Annotated in this window: 19 protein-coding genes and 1 pseudogene; 14 read left to right on the forward strand and 6 right to left on the reverse strand. The window is 53.8% G+C overall.

The genetic code is table 11. From position 1 onward, the window contains the following. Nucleotides 1–241: 241 nt before the first annotated feature. Nucleotides 242–472, reverse strand: a complete 231-nt coding sequence (locus tag BOA8489_RS19110) for a hypothetical protein (RefSeq protein WP_093975913.1) — start codon at nt 470–472, stop codon at nt 242–244. 118 nt (nt 473–590) lie between these two features. On the opposite strand from BOA8489_RS19110, the gene BOA8489_RS19115 reads away from it, so the two are divergent. The 4 genes from BOA8489_RS19115 (at nt 591) to BOA8489_RS19130 (ending at nt 4,358) form a co-directional block, all read left to right on the forward strand. Next, nucleotides 591–1,499 (forward strand): LysR substrate-binding domain-containing protein, encoded by a 909-nt coding sequence (locus tag BOA8489_RS19115; protein WP_093975914.1) that lies wholly within the window; start codon nt 591–593, stop codon nt 1,497–1,499. A gap of 792 nt (nt 1,500–2,291) precedes the next feature. Then, nucleotides 2,292–2,765: a GFA family protein gene (locus BOA8489_RS19120; protein WP_093975915.1), complete on the forward strand. Its 474-nt coding sequence runs from the start codon at nt 2,292–2,294 to the stop codon at nt 2,763–2,765. A gap of 99 nt (nt 2,766–2,864) precedes the next feature. Further along, nucleotides 2,865–3,782: a ketopantoate reductase family protein gene (locus tag BOA8489_RS19125; protein WP_093975916.1), complete on the forward strand. Its 918-nt coding sequence runs from the start codon at nt 2,865–2,867 to the stop codon at nt 3,780–3,782. Between the two features lie 153 nt (nt 3,783–3,935). Continuing rightward, the gene (locus BOA8489_RS19130; RefSeq protein ID WP_093975917.1) at nt 3,936–4,358 is read left to right on the forward strand and encodes a nuclear transport factor 2 family protein; all 423 of its coding nucleotides are present in this window, start codon (nt 3,936–3,938) and stop codon (nt 4,356–4,358) included. 208 nt (nt 4,359–4,566) lie between these two features. Here the strand turns inward: BOA8489_RS19130 and BOA8489_RS19135 are convergent, their stop codons facing one another. From BOA8489_RS19135 to BOA8489_RS19150, 5 genes are all read right to left on the reverse strand, one after another. Next, entirely contained in the window at nt 4,567–4,890 is a 324-nt protein-coding gene (locus tag BOA8489_RS19135) for a nuclear transport factor 2 family protein (RefSeq protein WP_093975918.1), read from the reverse strand. Between the two features lie 302 nt (nt 4,891–5,192). Further along, the gene (locus BOA8489_RS20970; RefSeq protein ID WP_281256212.1) at nt 5,193–5,324 is read right to left on the reverse strand and encodes a hypothetical protein; all 132 of its coding nucleotides are present in this window, start codon (nt 5,322–5,324) and stop codon (nt 5,193–5,195) included. A 588-nt stretch (nt 5,325–5,912) separates the two neighbouring features. Further along, nucleotides 5,913–6,608: a hypothetical protein gene (locus BOA8489_RS19140; RefSeq protein ID WP_141138343.1), complete on the reverse strand. Its 696-nt coding sequence runs from the start codon at nt 6,606–6,608 to the stop codon at nt 5,913–5,915. 136 nt (nt 6,609–6,744) lie between these two features. Then, nucleotides 6,745–7,871, reverse strand: a protein-coding gene (locus BOA8489_RS19145) for an IS3 family transposase (RefSeq protein ID WP_093975920.1) whose coding sequence is annotated in 2 segments (ribosomal slippage) — nt 6,745–7,607 and nt 7,607–7,871 — 1,128 coding nt in all. Because the reading frame shifts where the segments join, the coding sequence is not laid out codon by codon here. A gap of 210 nt (nt 7,872–8,081) precedes the next feature. After that, nucleotides 8,082–8,882, reverse strand: coding sequence for a GNAT family N-acetyltransferase (locus BOA8489_RS19150; RefSeq protein ID WP_176440379.1), 801 nt, complete (start codon nt 8,880–8,882; stop codon nt 8,082–8,084). Nucleotides 8,883–9,601: 719 nt separating this feature from the next. Here BOA8489_RS19150 and BOA8489_RS19155 point away from each other — a divergent pair. The 10 genes and pseudogenes from BOA8489_RS19155 (at nt 9,602) to BOA8489_RS19200 (ending at nt 18,529) form a co-directional block, all read left to right on the forward strand. Continuing rightward, entirely contained in the window at nt 9,602–10,381 is a 780-nt protein-coding gene (locus BOA8489_RS19155) for a DeoR/GlpR family DNA-binding transcription regulator (RefSeq protein WP_093975922.1), read from the forward strand. Further along, nucleotides 10,378–11,442, forward strand: a complete 1,065-nt coding sequence (locus BOA8489_RS19160) for an ABC transporter ATP-binding protein (protein WP_093975923.1) — start codon at nt 10,378–10,380, stop codon at nt 11,440–11,442. Before BOA8489_RS19155 ends, BOA8489_RS19160 begins: the two co-directional genes overlap by 4 nt. Before the next feature lie 52 nt (nt 11,443–11,494). After that, nucleotides 11,495–12,781, forward strand: a complete 1,287-nt coding sequence (locus tag BOA8489_RS19165) for an ABC transporter substrate-binding protein (RefSeq protein ID WP_245813986.1) — start codon at nt 11,495–11,497, stop codon at nt 12,779–12,781. A 90-nt stretch (nt 12,782–12,871) separates the two neighbouring features. Further along, a complete protein-coding gene (locus BOA8489_RS19170) occupies nt 12,872–13,747 on the forward strand; it encodes a carbohydrate ABC transporter permease (RefSeq protein ID WP_093975925.1) in 876 nt (291 codons plus the stop codon). Continuing rightward, entirely contained in the window at nt 13,744–14,556 is an 813-nt protein-coding gene (locus tag BOA8489_RS19175) for a carbohydrate ABC transporter permease (protein WP_093975926.1), read from the forward strand. The genes BOA8489_RS19170 and BOA8489_RS19175 overlap by 4 nt, the downstream gene beginning before the upstream one ends. A gap of 40 nt (nt 14,557–14,596) precedes the next feature. After that, entirely contained in the window at nt 14,597–15,376 is a 780-nt protein-coding gene (locus BOA8489_RS19180) for a metallophosphoesterase (protein ID WP_093975927.1), read from the forward strand. Then, a complete protein-coding gene (locus BOA8489_RS19185) occupies nt 15,373–16,179 on the forward strand; it encodes an inositol monophosphatase family protein (RefSeq protein WP_093975928.1) in 807 nt (268 codons plus the stop codon). The genes BOA8489_RS19180 and BOA8489_RS19185 overlap by 4 nt, the downstream gene beginning before the upstream one ends. A 597-nt stretch (nt 16,180–16,776) precedes the next feature. Next, complete coding sequence (locus BOA8489_RS19190; protein WP_093975929.1) at nt 16,777–16,959, forward strand: hypothetical protein; 183 nt, start codon at nt 16,777–16,779, stop codon at nt 16,957–16,959. Nucleotides 16,960–17,022: 63 nt separating this feature from the next. Next, a pseudogene (locus BOA8489_RS19195) lies at nt 17,023–17,805 on the forward strand (ZIP family metal transporter). A gap of 103 nt (nt 17,806–17,908) precedes the next feature. After that, a complete protein-coding gene (locus BOA8489_RS19200; protein ID WP_093975930.1) occupies nt 17,909–18,529 on the forward strand; it encodes a hypothetical protein in 621 nt (206 codons plus the stop codon). The last annotated feature ends 138 nt before the right edge of the window (nt 18,530–18,667 follow it).

Consider the following 18,667-nt stretch of genomic DNA (forward strand, 5'->3'; position numbering starts at 1 on the left):
GTCTTTGCCGATATCAACGCCAACTGACATCAGCTCATCAAAGTCATTCTTCGCCATGCTACTTCTCCTTTTTGCAGTATAGGCCAAGCCTAACCTGCTGGGTGAAGCAGCCGGTACATCCCATTAGCGGAAGTTGCATTAAGGCAGTTTGGCAGCCTGATTAGGCTACAATATCGAAGGGGCAGCGCGATGCCGACCCCTTGATTAACTTCCAAATAATGCGTTTCTCCGGAGCCGTCGCCTAGGCAACAAGCCGGCGATGGGAGGATTCTGCGGAACGATGTGCGCCGGCTTCCAGCACAACAACCGCGCGGTACAGCATGTCGGCGAGAAACGCGCAAACCTTGCCGCGGGCGCTAAATCCAAAGCCGTTTTTGGCCAGGGCTTCAAGTTCTGCCTCGGTTCGGCCACCTGCACGGATCATCATAAGGTCGAACTCAGAAAGTGGTGTTGGGGAGCTTTGGCGTGTCATTTTGAACTTCCTTTCAGCGTTTCATCTGTTTCTAAAACCAGAATGAACCTAGGCAGAGTTGACAACAAACGATGGTTTCTCACTTTATGAGTTAGAATTTCTTACATATGAGAAATCGATGTCGCGCCGTTTGCCAAACCTGAACCAGCTCCGCGCTTTTGAGGCGGCGGCCAGGCATCTGAGTTTCAAAGAGGCGGCAGAAGAGCTACACGTCACACATGCAGCAGTCAGTCACCAGATAAAGGCACTGGAGGAGGATATCGGTGCTTTGCTGTTTCAGCGGATGCCCCGAAAAGTGAAGTTGACACCAAAAGGAAAAGCGCTGGCTCCAGACCTCACCAGGGCATTGAACATGATCGCAACAGCTGTCTCCGGCGTTCGCGACGACGCACTAGAGGGGGTTCTCTCAATTTCGGTCGCGCCGTTTTTTGGCAATCGTATGGTCCTACCAATCCTCGCTGAGTTCCACGCAGAGTTTCCAGGCATCCGCATAAGGCCAACAATGAACTCAGAAGTTGTCGATCTTGCCAAGGACGATTTCGATGCGGCAATTCGGTATGGAGACGGCAGTTGGGAAGGTGTCGTCAAGGTTCACCTTGCCCACAATATGGTTGCAGCATTTGCCGCGCCTTCTTTCATTGAAAGAAAGACTGTGCCGCTTTCGCTCGATGACATCTCAAGTCTGCCCCTCGGGTCGGTCATTAATCGGAGTCGGCACTGGATCGAGTGGTTCACTAGTCAGGGTCATGACCCAGGAAATAATCTGACATTCATAGAATACGACAACAAGGCAAGAGCGCTGGATCTCGCGCTCGCCGGAAACGGAGTCGCGTTGGACGACATTCATCTTATGGAAACGGAGGTTGCAGCAGGGCGACTGGTGCAAATCCATCCATATGTGCATAAGCAAGACACGTCCATGTATCTGGTATATCCTGATGCTCTCAGCAATGATGCACGCCTTCGAGCCTTTGGTGACTGGCTTGCTCAACGGCTCGCCGCGCGACCAAGCCCAAGCTCAAGTTAAGGTTCTGTCCGCCAGCTAGCGATGGCCGCTTCGTCCGCAACTCGGTCATTCGTGCTCGACGTAGCGAATAACTGCATTGAGCTCGAAGCAGTCAGTTGGTCAATGGCCCAAGAACCAGATTGCGTAAAAAAAGATGAAGTAGAGCAGGGGCAAAATGGATACTACCGCCGCAAGTCCAATGAAGAATACCGACTTTCGACGGATGCCTGCGATAATCAGACCCGCGATAATTGCTGAGGGCAAAAGCACTAGCATAAGAAACGTAAGACTTTGAACCATCTATAGCTCGCCACCTGGTGAGACGGTGCTGCCATTATCGCGCAGTAACCTGTTGGTTTGAAGCAGAGACTGCGTTGCGTCCGCTCTGTCCCGCGTAGCGGACCTCGACGTCGAGCGCAGCTAACGGCTGGAACGAGCCCATTGTGTTGAAAAACTCCGTTTTTGGCTCTGGTCAACGACATTTTTCGCCGTACACGCCGACGAGCTTTTGGTGGGGAGAGGTTCGGCCAAATTGGCCTTTCGCCGCTCACGTGCCAGCTCTCTTCGCCTCACGAACGATCTCACCTGAGTTTTTAGTATGAAGGGCTTGTGCCCGAAAATCGCGATATCTGAATTTCGGAGTTTTTCAACACTATCAGCCCAAAGCGGACGCTCAGACGCCTAAATTCAGAGGAACGCACCTGCCCCATGGCCAGCCTTTTGAGTTCTGAAACTGCGCAGAAAGCTTTGATCTTGGTCGTGTCGAGCCTCGCAGTGTAAAGTAAACAAACACTGCTATGAGGGAGGGAAGAGATGTTAGAGGGCGGCTGCGGTTGTGGCGCTTTGACCTATCGGATGACTTCAGAGCCAATGTTTGTGCATTGTTGTCATTGTCGCGAATGCCAGAAGCAAACTGGTTCAGCTTATGTCATGAACGCGTTCATTGAGGCGGACCAGATCGAATACGAGGGATCTACGACCGAGCACTTGCTCCCCACACCAAGTGGGAAAGGCCAGATCATCACGCGATGCGGCGAGTGCGGAGTTGCCGTCTTCAGTAACTATCTTATCCGTGGCGGCGCACTTCGTTGGGTGCGGGTTGGGACACTGAACGATCCATCACGGTGTCCACCACAAGCGCAGATATTCGTCAAAAGCAAACAGCCTTGGGTCCCGCTCAATCCAGAAATTCCATCATTCGATGAATTCTATCAGTTTGAGTCTGACTGGCCGGAGAAGTCCTATTTACGCCTCAAGAAGGCATTCGAGAAACTGGCAAACAAATAGTGCTTTAGAATGCCTGAGTTTGTCCCCGCCGAGGCAAATTCATGGAAGGCCTCATGTGAAGAAGACATGCTGTAGTAGAATATTAGAGGAGAAGCGGTCATGAAAATCGCAACAATGGCAACAGGAGGAATTGGCGGATTCTTGGCCGTAAAGCTGGGAATGAATGGTCACCAGATTGCTACAATAGCTCGTGGGTCCCATCTCGGCGCCATTAGGGACAAGGGGATTTGTCTTGAAAGTCCGTCCGGAAAGGAAGTGGTTCATCCATGGATCGCCACTGAAGACTGTTCGGAGGTAGGGCAGGTAGACGTGATCATCTTCGGAGTAAAAGGGGATGATTTGGAAGCGGCTGCACGCGCGTGCAAGCCCATGCTGGGTCCGAAAACCGTTGTCGTGCCATTCTTGAACGGTGTTGAGGCTTCGGACCGTCTGGCTCAAATCCTCCCTGAGGGTAACGTCGCCAATGGGATGGCACAGGTTTCGACAACAATCTCTTCGCCGGGTGTGATTACTCAGACTGGAGATTTCAACCTGTTTGTCTTTGCCGAGAGAGGCAATCGGCCATCGAGCCGCATTGACGCTCTTAGAAGGGCTATGACCGAGGCTGGAGTGTCGGCGCCTGAAACTGGCGATATAGAACGCGATGTCTGGTCTAAATTCGTCCTTTTTTCGGCCTTGTCAGGCGTGACTGCAGCCGGTCGGTGCACCGTTGGTGACATCGTGAGCATTCCCGAGCTTGGCACACTGTATCAGCAAGTTCTTTCTGAGACCGCCGCCACGGGCAGGGCTTTGGGGATTGCCCTCGATAAGGATATTGAGACTAAGATGTGGGAGAGGACACAAGAGCTTCCTGGAGCGATGCGAGCGTCGACTGCAATTGATTTGGAACTAGGGCGTCCACTTGAAATCGAGTGGATATCTGGCGCGGTTGCGCGACTATCAGCTAAAGCTGGCGTGCACGCACCGATCAATCGGGCGCTCTATGCTCTTCTGCTTCCCCACAAGAACACACGCTAGGTGTCTTCTGTGTCCGCAGAGCAGGCGTTCGAGTGACTACAAGGCCAACCGTGCGGTGACCATACATGTTCACGATGGTCGAAAGGCTCGATGCCAGAGCGATTGCACGTTGATCATGATATGGGCCGTGGGCTGATACAAAGGAGTAAGTCGATGTCTGACGAGGAAGCTATTCGCAACCTGATCGCCGAGCACTTTGAGCCAATGCGTTGGAGCGAAGGAACTGAACCTGATTGGGACAGATTTCGCACAGATTTCCTGCAAGGGGCTTTGTTGTGCGGTTCTGTCCGTCCCGCTCAAGCCCGCACGCTTGGAGAGTTCATCGAGCGTATGGAGACGATTGCCAGAAAGAACCTCGCCAGCTTTGAAGAACATACGCGCGGCATGGAGATCCTTCGCTTCGGCAATATCGCGGTTGTCCTTGCGATGTCAGAGCTTTTGGAGGACGGCTCTGACATCAATCACGACATCAGCGGCTATCTACTTGTAAAGTCCGAGGGCCGCTGGTCGATTTTGGCTCATGCTTGGGATCAAGCCGACGAAGCAAACCCTGTTCCAGACCGATTGCGCGGGTAGATAGGTCTTGCTTATTCGCGAAGTCCGAATTGTCCCGCAAAGCGGACGCTCGAACCAGCCGAAAAAGGTCCATGCTCGACTGAACTCGTCAGTTGCCCGCTCTAAGTCGAAGGAGGCAACAAGGTCGGCAAGGCCTTTTGGGGTCCGCCAAATACTGAACGGATCAGATCAGGTTAAGACAGAGCGTTCGAAGGCGGCCGTGTGCGTTCTAGAGCGGTGTCGCGCCAGTTTCGAGGCGAGTTATCTTTCCACCGCGGAGTGTGTATGCGGCCAGTACAGCTTCACGGGTTCCATCGGGATAGTCGTTGATTGAGTGCAAGACGAGGATGTCATCATTCTCGTAAATTTTCCGCCGAGTACCCATCGTGCCACCGTTCGCCATCATTTTCTTGAGCATCTCCGTGGTCTCGGCCTTGTTCATTGATGTCCCGTTCTGGTGCCGAACAAATGTGAAATCGTCAGCCATCAGATCAGCATATGCCGCAACGTCGCGCGCTTCGGTCGCCGCGGACAATTTGTCAAATAATGACATGGTTGATTCCTCCCTTTTTTGATTGGCCCGTTTTTGGGGCGGGCCTGAAAGTGAAGGATAGCACAGATCGCCCGGTTACGCCCCATTGATGTTGAACGAAACTAACATGACTTACGTGTGTCCTCAGTTCTTTGGTAACCAACTCGACCCTTTTACATCAGAAGCAAAACGGCAGCTATGTCCGCAACTCGGTCATTGGTGCACGCCGCAGCGAATGGCAGTTTCGAGCCTAAAGGGAGGCCTGAAATTCATTTCCGAAAGATTGCGTCGAGGCTCGCGCCGCGCGGGGCGTACTGTTCAACTCAGGCGATGATGCCTATACTTGGAACTCCGTCTTGAGCGATGATTATCCGACCTTCTGGAGGCGACGCACCGATTTCTGCGGCGTGTTCTTCGAGGCGGCGCTCCACGGCTGCGATTTGCAATCGTGTCATGGTGATCCTGCCTGATGCGATCGGGCGGAATCATGCGGTGATTGGAGTAAGGCAGCAAGGAGCAAAACTGCCGCCGCGCAGCGTATTTTGGATGGCGTAGGGGATGGTGGGTAGAAATTACATCCGGAAATATAGCTGCTTTATAACAGGGCTTTATCGGGCCATTGCGGCGGACACCTCCTCCGCCAATATCCATATATCCCTTATTTATATGACGATTAGGCGATAATTTAAGACGCTTACCACCCACGTTTACCACCTACGTTAACCACCCACATTTTTTGGATATTCTGAGTGAAGGCTAGGGGGGTCGATTCCTTGAACGAAGGTATTCTTTGGTTTTGCACCCAACTCAGATCAACAGACAAAAAGACCCCGCCACAAGGGGATAGATGCAGCGGGGTGTTGAGTTTGGACATTTGGACGATGCGAACAGATTACCAAACCACTCGTTAACACCGCCCATTGTATATCAAATCTGATATGTTTCCTTGATGCTGGTCAATTGGACGAGTTCGTGAGCGACAAATGCAAAGGGCCACCACCTTTCGACAGCAGCCCTTCCAAGTGTTAAGAAATGGTCGTGAATTACTCTATTTCTGCGATAAATGCGCCTACAGCGAGCTCTGGCTCAAGCGCGTTCTCCTGAATAGTCCCAGTTGCGAGGCCAGCTAAACCCTCTGGCTGTCCATCGGCAAGTCCGAGAAAAATGCCAAATGAATCTAGATCAACCAAATACTCATCACCGCCATTCGTAAGAGTTCCATCGATGGTTCCTTCAAACTCTGCCGGTTCAAAGTCAACAACGTCCTGGATAATAGTTAATTCACCGCCGAAAGTCTCTGAATTCTCGCCTAGAAAGTTGGATGCTGTTCCATCGACAAAACCATCTGCGAAGGTTGCTTCCAGCGTAAGCTCACCAAGAATTGCGCCCTCCGGCAGCTCATCTTCGGCCAAGGCTGCCAGTTCCTCCTCGGTTCCTGATCCTATACCAATAAACCCATTAAAGGTTGCCGTACCGGCTTCAGGCATACTTTCAGCTGGGGTAATATCAAGCGCGAGAAGCCTGTCGGCCATAGCATTAGCTTTTCCATCCAAAGCCTCAAAGGGTGTGGGAGAGCTTGAGCAAGCAGTGACTAGCGCAGTGGCACCTAGAGCAACGAAAATTGAGCCTAGCTTATTAGTCATGATGTATTCCTTTATGTATTCCTTTGTTGGGTATTGGTCGTCCAATACTAAACTATCTATGCGCCCAACCTGATATTTCCCCTTGATGTAGCTCAAATCTGTTGCACCTAGCAGGGCGGCTGTCTTAACCGATGGTGGCCCTGTTCTTTCGGACAGTATACATGCTGCTTTTCATATGTTAGAAGTTTGTGCTGCCAGTGCCTAGCCTGATCTGACTGGTCCAACTTGATTGTTAGTGCATGACTGGTCGTCGGTCTATTGACATGATGGTTTCCGGAGCCGGAGGCCGATATCCCAAGGCGCTGTGAGGCCGTTTCGTGTTGTAGTGTTTTCTCCAGCCTTCGATGATGATCTGGGCTTCTTTGAGCGAGTAGAAGATCTCCCGGTTCAGCAGTTCGTCCCGGAACCGAGCATTGAAGCTCTCGACGTAGCCATTCTCCCATGGGCTGCCCGGCTCGATAAATGCTGTTCTCGCGCCTACGGCCTCAATCCAGGCCCGGACATCCTTCGCAACGAACTCAGGGCCATTGTCGCTGCGGACAAATGCTGGTGGCCCGCGCAGGATGAACAGGTCCGTCAGGGCGTCGATGACGTCCGTCGAGTTCAGCCTACGCTTCACCCGGATCGTCAGACATTCCCGGCTGAACTCATCGAGGATATTCAATGTGCGGAACGCTTTGCCATCATCGGTCCGGCAATGGACGAAGTCATAGCTCCAGACATGGTTCCGATACTCCGGCCGAAGCCGGATGCATGACCCGTCGTTTAACCAGAGCCTCGACTTCTTCGGTTGTTTCGGTGGCACCTTGAGCCCCTCCCGTTTCCACAGCCGCTCGACACGGCCATCACTGACCTGCCAGCCCGCGTCTCTCAGCAATGCCGCCACGCGACGGTAGCCGTAGCTGCCGTATTGCCTGGCCAATTCAATCATGTCCGCGACAAGCCGATCTTCATCTTCCCGGCCGTGCGGATGATATCTTTGTGTTGATCTATGCTGCCCCAATGCCCGGCAGATACGGCGTTCTGATACATTGATCTGACTTCGGATCAGATCAATGCAAGCGCGCCGACGGGCGGGGCTCAGAAGTTTCCCCGGGCAGCTTCCTTCAGGATGAGTTTGTCCAGAGTAAGATCAGACACGGCCTTGCGCAGCCGTTCATTCTCTTTCTGAAGCCGCTTGAGTTCCTTCAGCTGGTCGGTTCCCATACCGCCATATTGCTTGCGCCAACGGTAATAGGTCTGTTCGGTAATGCGCACTTCGCGGATCGCATCCACGCGTGCCATCCCTTGTCCAACAAGCACATCAACCTGCCGCAACTTCTGAACTATTTCCTCTGGCTTGTGTCGTTTGTTCGCCATTCTCTGTCCTCCGTTTCCTAAACATAACGGTGGACCAATTCAGATGGGGAGGCTCATCGCGGCGAAAGGCCGGTTTGTGTCTTCGATAATTTCGCTGCATATGCATCAGGCTGGTTCGTCCGCATAGAAGTCATTGGTGCACGCCGCAGCGAATGGCAGCTCTGAGCCTTGATCGCCAGCGTCTGCAATCTGTTGATCGCCCGAGGAAAATTATTTCGTTACGCGGGCATCAGAGAAGTTATCCGGGTCCATGGCCGCCACAATCACGTAGTCGCTGTCACATACCCCGAGCGACGTGCAAAGCCGGGCAGAAGCGGTATTTCTGGCAGTGACACCTGTCCGAAAACGCCGCGCACCCAGTCGGCTCGTGGCCTCAAGGATGGCGAGCGCCCCCAGCGCTCGGGCAATTCCCTCACCTTGACGGTCCGGCACCGTGGCGAGTTGTCCCCACTGAACCATGTCCGCCATCGGATGATCGGGATGTCGGCTTTTTACGGCGCCAGCGGTCGCGACGGGGCGACCACTCCTGTCCTTGGCAACCATCCCGAAGCCGGGCCGGCTGATGCCTCGCATTACCGATCCGATTGGTGGCAAGACCCCATGAAGCATGGACACCTTTGCAAAATCCCGCACTAATTCACCCGGGGAATTCGAGTCGATGATCAAGACTGACAGGTCCGCGGGAAGCGGTTTGGTCGCCAGCGCCGTTCGCGCCTTATTGATTGCGTCGCTGTTGCCGATGAAGTGCCCGATCACATCCGTTCGGAGGCCACGGGCTTCCAGTTCGCTCCGGAATTCATCGCAGAGCTCTTTCGGGACCATCTCGCATCCGCTTGCACCAATCAATTGCGCTAGCGACTCGACGAGGTCGACAGCTTGCGGGCCATGGTCGACGATCTGAACGCCGCGGCCATGTGAACAATACCGCGGATCGCGGGAAAGCAACCGGGCCAGGTGCTCCCCTTTGATCTGCATCTGTTTCTGATTTGGCGACCCGAATACTTCATTCATACCGAGCCCTTCCCGACTGCAAATGAGCCAAAAGCTTAACACTGAGCCGGATATGATCAATGGCGGGTTCGTCCGCGTAGCGGTCATTGGTACAAAGCGCAGCGAATGACGGCATTGAGCCCTCTTTACCAAATGCTGTCCCGCAGCATTTCGCATGAGCAGAAAATCCGGCCTGTTGCGAACGGCCCAAACCGGACAATCACCATGCTCCAGATCTCCGCGGAGCAGCTTCCTCAGAGAGGACATTCATCGATTGCGCAGCATTTTGGAGAGACCCATTGAAACCGGCAGACTAACTGGTCTTTCAATTCACAAGTTTCAATGACTGTTTTCTGACGTTTCTAGCGAATGTTGTCTTGGGGAATTGTGACGACTCGGAAGAAACTGGAACCAGATAATTGCGGATTTCGCCCGACGTCTTTGCGCCGGGTGGACCAACTAAATGTCTTTATGCGACACTAAGTGAGGGTTTGAGGCATACGTAACGTTTGCGGTTTCCTGCAGAACAGTTTTGCCTTGCGCCTGTGATCTTCCCCTCAAGAATCTAAAGACCAAATGGCCCGGCTAGACTGGCACGTTGATCTTCATTCGACGCATGACGGTACGCATATCAAAAAAACTTGAATGATCGTTTTTGATGGTTTATGAACGATCTTGGTCGTTGGTGACGATAATTGGCTTTTTTAAAGCCTTTGCGATGACTTCACGGGGGGGTGGATATGTCGGAACAATTTGACCTTGCTGCCGTACGGCGTCGAAAAATCGCAGAACTTGTTCGCGCTAACGGCTCGATGGGCAGTCGAGATCTGAGTGATCTGTTCAGCGTTTCCGAGGCGACTATTCGGCGTGATTTAAAAGCCCTTGATGAAGAAGGCTCTGTTGTGCGTACCCATGGGGGTGTGCTGACAAATTCCAGCGTCATAGTCGACCTTCCGAACGAAGAGCGAAAGTCGGTTGGTGCCGAGGAAAAACGACGTATTGGACAGGCTTCTATCGAGTTGCTGGCGGACGACGAAGTGGTTTTTCTTGACGCAGGAACGACCGCGCACGCCATTGCAGCCGTTGCCCACAAAAAACCAACTTGCACCTATGTCACGACGTCGCTCGGGGTCGCGAACGTGTTGCAAGCCCAAAGAATTGCGCAATTCTACATGATTGGCGGCTCTTACCAGCCAGTGAATGATTCATTTACAGGCACTTTGGCGATTTCAGCGCTGCGGTCGCTCTCATTCGACATCGCCTTCTTGTGCTGCTCGGCGATTGACGTCGACAGGCGCTCAATCAGTGTCGCCAGCGAAGCCTATGCGCAGATGCAAAAAGAAGTCATATCCAACACACGTCGCCGGTATGTGGTGGCCGACACAAGCAAGTTTAAGCCAAACGCCTTTATGCAAACTGCCCGGTTCGACCAGATTTCTGGCATCGTTACAAACCAGGAGGTCGACGATGAAATCCTCGCACAACTTGAAGACGCCAATCTAGAGCTGGTGCTGGTATGAAAAGCACTGGCGCGTCACTGAGTGTTAAGGGGCTAAAGAAAAGTTGGGGGCCCACAGAGGTTCTGACTGGCATTGATTTTGATATTGAGCCCGGTGGTTTCCTGACACTCTTGGGACCATCAGGGTGCGGAAAAAGTACAGCACTTCGGCTGGTGTCAGGCTTGGACGAAGTCAGCGGTGGAAGCATCCTGATCGACGGTAAGGACGTCACCAAGGTGCCTGCCGACCAGCGCAATATAGGCATGGTCTTTCAGAACTATGCTCTATTTCCCCACATGACGGTCGCAGAAAATATCGCCTACGGCCTGAAGGTTCGAAAGGTTGCGAAACCGGTACGGGAAGCCTCTCTTGAACGCGTGGCAGAGTTGATGTCACTTGGCCCGCTTTTGGATCGAAAGCCCGCGCAGCTATCTGGTGGGCAACAACAGCGCGTCGCGCTTGCGCGCGTTCTTGTGTCAGAGCGCCCATTGGTTTTAATGGACGAACCGTTGTCCAATCTTGATGCAAAGCTGCGCACTGAAATTCGCAGCGAAATCAAAGCTCTGAACAAATCCCTTGGCATTACCGTCGTTTATGTAACCCACGACCAAAGTGAAGCCCTGTCGATGTCCGACACTGTCGTGTTGATGAATGCAGGCCGGGTCGAACAAGTGGGTACCCCGAAAGAGCTTTATGATGTGCCAGCCACGGTGTTTTCCGCACGTTTCATCGGCACGCCGCCGATGAACCTGTTAGCGGTCGCAGACGTTAGTCTTCCAGATGGAGTGGCCGCGTCATATGGCAATGACCCAGCCGATCTTTTGATTGGCGTGCGTCCGGAAAGCATGCAGTTCCCTGCTGGTGGCGCGGACTATTCCGCCTCGTGCCGGATCACCAGCATAGAATATGAGGGCAGCGTCTCGTTGCTGCATCTGACGTCGAAATCTGGTGCGAGTTTCATCCTATCTCACTCCGGCGATACCCTGCCATCTCTGGAAGAAAAGATCACCGTCGGCTGGACGCAAAGTGCGGCGCATCTATTTTCGAAACGTACAGGCGAACGAGTTTTAACATCATCATAATCGACTGGGGATTCAACCGCCGGCATTTCACGAAATAAAAGGAGGAGAAGACATGACTAGATTGAAATCCTACGCGACACTGCTGGGCGCAACGGCGTTGACCCTGACCGGTGTGGCTTCAGTGTCTGCAGCCGATCTTGAGTTCTACTTTCCGGTGGGTGTGAACGCTCCGGCAGTGGAGACGATCCAAGCCCTAACAGACGAATGGGCGGCGGCTAATCCACAGCACACTGTGAAAGCGGTCTATGCGGGCAACTACGAAGAAACGACAACCAAGGCGCTGACCGCAGCCAACGCAGGCCAACCGCCACAGGTGGCCGTTCTTCTGTCGATCGACCTTTTCACGTTGATCGAAGAAGACGTGATCCTACCAATTTCGGACATCGCGAATTCGGAAGAAGACAAGGAATGGATTTCTGGCTTCTATCCCGCATTCATGTCGGACGCTCAGTTTGAAGGCAAAACCTACGCCATCCCGTTTCAGCGCTCGACGCCGGTTTACTACTATAACAAAGACGCATTCCGCGAAGCTGGACTTGATCCTGAAGCACCACCAAAGACCTGGGACGAGATGATCGAGGTTGGTAAGGCGCTAACGGTGAAGGACGACAACGGAAACGTGACCCGCTGGGGCACACGCATCCCGACGCTTGGTCTCGGAGGAGCGTGGCTTTTCGGTGGTCTGGTCGTCTCTAAAGGCGATGTATTGACCACAGAAACCGGTATTGAGGCGCGGATGGACACGCCCGCGACTTTGGCATCGCTAGAATTTCTTCTGAGGCTGGCTCAAGAAGAAGTTATGGCGCCGGGTGGGATCACTTGGGGTGATACGCCAAAGGCATTTCTTGAAGGTCAAACCGCTTCGATGTGGACCTCGACAGGCAACCTTGCCTTCATCGAGGAGAACGCGGAATTCGACTGGGGCGTTGGCTTCCTTCCGGGTGGTGATGGGCCGGGTGCACCAATCGGTGGCGGCAACTTCTACGTGTTCCAGGACACGACAGAAGAAGAGCGTGAAGCCGCGCTGGACTTTATCAAGTTCATGACATCTCCCGACAGTGCGGCCAAATGGAGCATTGCGACTGGCTATGTCGCTCCGCGTCCTGATACATGGGAAACGCCAGAGATGAAGGCCTATGCCGAACGCCTGCCACAGGCTTTGGTAGCACTGGACCAACTTGCTTATGCTGAACGTGAATTCGCGACGTTCCAGCGCGCCAAGGTCACACAGTATCTGGTTGATGCGATCGAAAGCGTCGTGACCGGAAACGCCGAGCCAGCAGAGGCGTTGTCCAAAGCCCAAGAGGGCGCGGACAAGGTTCTTGGCGACTACCAGTAAGGCAATCTGAAAAATACGCTCTGCGCAGCCACCGTGTTTGCGCAGGGCTCACCTGCCTTTTCGAACGCACTCGCAGCAAGGTGACACGCAATGAACAACCGATTGTCAATTCGACTGGCAGTGATCATGTTGGTCATTCCGTGTTCGCTGCTGGTCGCGTTCACCCATTATCCTGCCATTCAAGCACTGATAAATTCCTTTTGGAACAATAGCAGTTCGCGTCGCCCTTCGCGTTTTTCAGGGATCGAAAACTATCAGGCGTTAATGGAAGACGACCGCCTGGCACAAATTCTGATCAACAGCACGATCTACGCGCTTGGCACCATCCCGCTGGCGATCGGCCTTTCGATCGGCATGGCGCTTTTGGTGAATTCAAGGCTTCCGGGAACAACCTTGATGCGGCTTTCGTTCTTCATGCCGACGATGTTGCCGATGATTGCGGTCGCCAATATCTGGCTGTTCTTCTATGCACCCGGCATTGGCCTTGCCTCCCAGATCCTCGAAGTGTTTGGGATGCCATCGATCAACTTCCTTGGCCGCACAGACACAGCGCTGGCGTCCATGATGTTTGTCGCCGTGTGGAAAGAAGCCGGGCTGTTCATGATATTCTATCTGGCCGCTTTGCAGTCTGTGCCAACAAACCTGAAGGACGCGGCCAAGCTTGAGGGCGCAAGCGCATTGAGGGTTTTCTGGGATGTCGTGATGCCACTTTTGCGACCCACAACGATTTTTGTGGCGGTCAATGCGCTGATCAATGCGTTCCGGCTTGTGGACCACGTCATTGTTATGACCGAAGGCGGTCCTAACAATTCCAGCGCGCTCTTACTTTACTACATTTACGAAGTGACCTTCCGCCAAAGAGACTTCGCCTATGGTGCAACCCTGACCGTTTTGATGGTCGGCCTGCTTGGGCTGCTGGCCATCGTTCAATACTGGGTTTTGAACAGAAAGGCGCATTACCAATGAACCGCGGGCTGAACAGAATTCTGTTATCAACAATGGGCGTCGTGTTCGCTGCACTTTGGGCACTACCGTTCATATATTCCGTCTGGACTGCGTTCCACGACGAAAAATATTCAGCCAACTTCCAGCTAGGCGCGCCATGGACATTTGAAAACTTCATCGAGGCTTGGCAGTCCGCACCGTTTTCGCTCTACTTTGCAAATACGATGATCCTGATCACCATTGTTCTGGTCGCAAACCTGATATTGTGCACGCTGGTTGCCTATGCCTTTGTGCGCTACAAATTCCGCTGGGCGGGCTTTCTGTTTGCGCTGATCATGGTGCAGCTTTTGATCTCGCCGGAGATTTTGATCGTTGAGAATTATTTGACGCTTTCACGAGTTGGGTTGACAGACACGATAATCGGGATCGCCCTGCCTTATCTAACTTCGGCGTTCGGCATTTTCCTGCTGCGCCAGACTTTCCTAACAGTGCCGAAGTCGCTGGATGAAGCGGCCCAAATCGAGGGCGCGGGTGCATGGCGCGTTTTGTGGAATGTCTATGTGCCGTTGGCGTGGCCGGTTTATCTGGCCTATTCGCTGGTTTCGATCAGCTTCCATTGGAACAACTTCCTGTGGCCTTTGATCGTTACAAATTCCCCAGAGGTGCGCCCCTTGACCGTCGGCCTAAGCGTTTTTGCCACGGTAGATAGCGGTGTGGAATGGTCGCTGGTGAATGCAGCAACGCTGATGACCACCGCCCCACTAATCATTGCCTTTATAATTTTCCAACGTCAGTTCGTCGCCAATTTCATGCGCGCTGGCATCAAATAACGATGCGTCCAATGCCAGAACACACAGTGGAACCCCTATATTGCTAATAGCGCACACATCCGATTTTCATATCTTCGCGGACGCGCCGGAAACTTCGCTGGTGCGTCCCGATATTGTCCAGGCCACACGCAAGGTTATCGCCGATATTGCCAATTTCTCACCCTGCATTGATGCGGTGATGATCACGGGCGATCTGGCGGACGGCGGCTCGGCGGAAGACTATGTCCTTGTGAAAGATATTTTGTCGCCCATCAAAGTTCCGATTTTCGCGGTTCCGGGAAACCACGATGCGCGTCAGGGCTTCAGAGCTGCCTTTGAAGATTCGCTTCCTTTCGGGCCAGGGTCAAAACTGGATTACGAAGCGTCCTGCGGTGATCTGCGGATTATTGCGCTTGATACGCTGATCGAAGGTCAGGTCACCGGCGGCCTTGATGACAGCCAAATCGATTGGCTTGCTGAACGGCTGGCTAGTCCGACAGAGCGACTGACACTGATCCTGATGCACCACCCCGCGTTTCCGTCAACGATCACAAAGCTTGATCAAATGGCGTTGAAAGACGGGCATTCGAAATTTGAAAAGCTTATTGCCCAATACTCCGGTCCGGTCAGGATCTTGTCGGGCCATATTCACCGTCCGTACCAGACGCTCTGGAACGGTATCTGGTGTGCGGTCAGCGGCGGGCCTTCCTTCCAACACGCGTTGAAATTGGCCCATAACGCACCGGAGCCATCAGATGTGGACGAGCCATTTGCATACTTCATTCATCGGATAGAGGAGGCCGCTGCCATGACCGTTCATACCCGGTATGTCGCACTTTGACCCCGCCACTTGAGAAATCCAGCGTCGCTGCTGTTGAACAACTTGCGCGCGACGCCGGGGCCGTCGCCCTGCGCCACTTCGAGGCACTAAGCACCGTGCCGGTGGAGTCAAAAGGACACCTTGATCTGGTGACCGCCGCCGATCAGGACGTCGAACGCTTTTTAACCGAAGGGCTTGCCAAGGCGTTTCCTGAAGATGGCATTTTCGGCGAAGAAGGGGCCGCGCACCAAGGCACAAGCGGTCGCACGTGGGTCGTTGATCCGATTGACGGCACGTTCAATTTTGTCCGCGGTGGCGATCAATGGGCAATATCAATTGGACTCTATGAGGCTGGGCAACCAACCTTCGGCGTCATCTTCGCGCCCCTGAGGTCGCAGATACTTGTGGGTGGCATAGGACTGGCGAGCACCCTGAATGGAGAAAGGCTGGCGCAGCGCAGCGGCCTTGATAGTTCCCGCGCCTCTTGTGGCGTCGGGTTTCACCCGGTCATCCCGGTTGAGCTTCGACTTGAGACTTTGCGTTTCGTCTTGGAAGATGCCGGCATGTCGTTTCGCTGCTGTGGTTCGGCGACGCTGTCGCTTATCGAAGTGGCCCTTGGCCAGGTCGATGGGTATCTTGGCATCGGTGAATCGTCTTGGGATCTCATGGCTGCACTGCCCATATTGGACCAAATCGGCATTCGCAGCACCGTAGACTGGAAGAATACGGATCTGTCGTCGAAATTGCGCTTTGCTTGCGGCACGCCAGAGTTTCTTCAGGCCGTCGCGCCTATCGTCGATTTTGGTGCCACGCTAGAGCCTTAGGTATAACCGCGAACTTGTCGCCAACAACATCAGTGCGCGGGCGAATTGACTGCAAGGCATGTGCCGGCACAGCTCTGATCGTTTAAAACGTAAATTCAGGTTGCAGATCGAGAGCTCCAGCAACTGTTACGCATTGCTCTCATCGCCATCGGTTTAACGAATACCGATAAACGATTGTTGAACAGTTTCCCCTGAATGCGAAAAGCTAAATCTCAGCCTCGATTCATGGGCACTATGAGCTCAAAACCGCCTTGCGGCGTCACAGGGAAAATCTCTGTTTCAAGTGAATGTGGATGTCTGCTTTCAACATTGTGGTTTGATCGGTTTGCTTTGGCAGCGAATGACAGCTTTCCGCCCTTAGTGCCAAATGCTGCGCTCGCGAACCCTGAGATCTTGCGGTCGCGGCGAAGGGCAGCAAAGTCCGCATAGCAGTCGTTAGTTCATCTTGCGGCGAATGACGGCTTCGAGCCCAGAGCGGAAGTGCTCCGGCCCAATTGACAGGGATCATATCGCCTGACTTCTGAACGTGGTTGGCTCAAGGAGCGAGCCGGACGGTTGCACCGGTTCCGAGGTGACAGACTCATTGGGAGATAGGCTATGGATACCTCCAAAGTGACGGAGTATGCGCATGCGCTTTACAGGGCTCACGGAAATAAGGCCGAGGCTGAGGCGGCACAGCGTGCCAAAAAGCACGAGGACGCTGGCGATGCGGACGAGGCCAAGCAATGGCGGGCCGTCCAATTGGCTATTCGGGAACTTCGCGGCGCCCACGAGAGTTGATCGCATTCAGCCCGACACGCCCGGCATAGACTTTGCAAACCGCTGGGTGTCGGAGCGTCTCTTATGGAATCTCTCACACCAATCACGCTCGGTTTTCTGGGCAGTTTGATTGCCGGTCTCATGACCGCGCTCGGAGCGGTTCCGATTCTTTTTGGCAAAGTGCCAAGTCGCGGTACCCGTGACATGTCACTTGGCTTCGCTGCTGGCGTCATGCTGTCAGCATCATTCTTCTCACTCATCATTCCCGCAATCGAATCTGCGGGTGAGATGTATGGCGAGGGTGCTATCCCCGCTGGAATCGCTGTCATTGGGATACTCGCCGGAATGGCGTTGGTTGCGGGACTGAACGAGACCCTGCCGCACGAACACTTCAATACAGGACGCGAAGGGCCGGATGCGGTCGCGCTCCGCCAGATATGGCTCTTCGTCATAGCCATCACGATCCACAACTTCCCGGAGGGTATGGCTGTTGGGGTGGGCTTTGGTGCGCATGGGTTTTCTGGCGGAATGCCGCTGGCCTTGGGTATTGGGCTGCAGAATCTGCCGGAATGACTTGCCGTCGCAGTGGCGCTCCTCGGCGAGGGCTACGGCCGCGTTAAATCCTGGGGCATTGCCGCATTGACTGGGTTGGTCGAGCCCGTTGGCGGAGCGGTCGGAGCGGCGTTGATCTCGTTTTCCGAGCCGTTCCTTCCTTGGGGGTTGGCATTTGCGGCGGGGGCGATGCTCTATGTAATAAGCCACGAGATTATTCCAGAGACACACCGGAATGGGCATCAGAACAAGGCTTCGTTGGGTCTCGCAATCGGATTAGTCGTTATGCTCTTCTTGGATGTATGGCTCGGCTGACTGCGCTACACACCCGGCAATGTCGCCGGGACCCCCCGCCTGACTGATTTGCGTCAATGTTGGTGGTAGCCAAGTTGCTAGTATTGCCTTGAGACGACCAAGAATGGAGCTTCATGTCATGAGAGGCATATATGGAACAACGGTGGCTTCCTGTGCTGCTAATATTGGTTTGACGCTCGTGACCCTGCTCGTCGCTGCCACTTGCGCTTTTGCCGAAAGTAGCGGCCCGGCACTGCAGCCAGATGAAGACGGAATTGTATTTGTCATAGGGAAACTGGATGGCAACAGAGTTGAATTTCAACGAGAGGGATGGGCGGGCATATCCGAATTTGAATGTACCGCAGGCGTAGACTGTGCTGCCGAGACCTTCCCGATGCGACTGCAAGCGCCGTCGGCTATGCATTGGGACGATCTTGCTGTGCAAACCATCCGGGTCAACTTTTGGCTTGGTGAGCCGCTGTTGGACGCTCAATTGACCTTTGCTCGAGCAGGAAATGAGACGAGCGTCGTGTCACTTGATGACAAGATAATTGGCACGTTCACACACGACATGTTTGGTGCCGGCGAAGGCCCAAGATATGGTCGACTAAAGATCACGCTGGGTGGACTTGATGCCGGTCACCACTACCTCGACTTTGCCGTTGCCGAGGACACGACAGGTAACCTGAGGCACTCGATCGACGCCATTCTGCTCAACGGAAAACTCGGAAGCCAGACTAATTGACCGTCTCCTTTGTCCTGTGTGGATGGCTCCTGCAAAGCAAGACGTTTTTTGCGAGTGGTTTCTGGTCAGAAGCGGTCTTGTGTCCGGCCTGTTTGCGCGGTGCATCTGACCGCTGGCCCTGATGGGTTCCGCGGATCG

Origin of the sequence: Boseongicola aestuarii (assembly GCF_900184815.1) — a bacterium.
GTDB lineage: Bacteria > Pseudomonadota > Alphaproteobacteria > Rhodobacterales > Rhodobacteraceae > Boseongicola > Boseongicola aestuarii.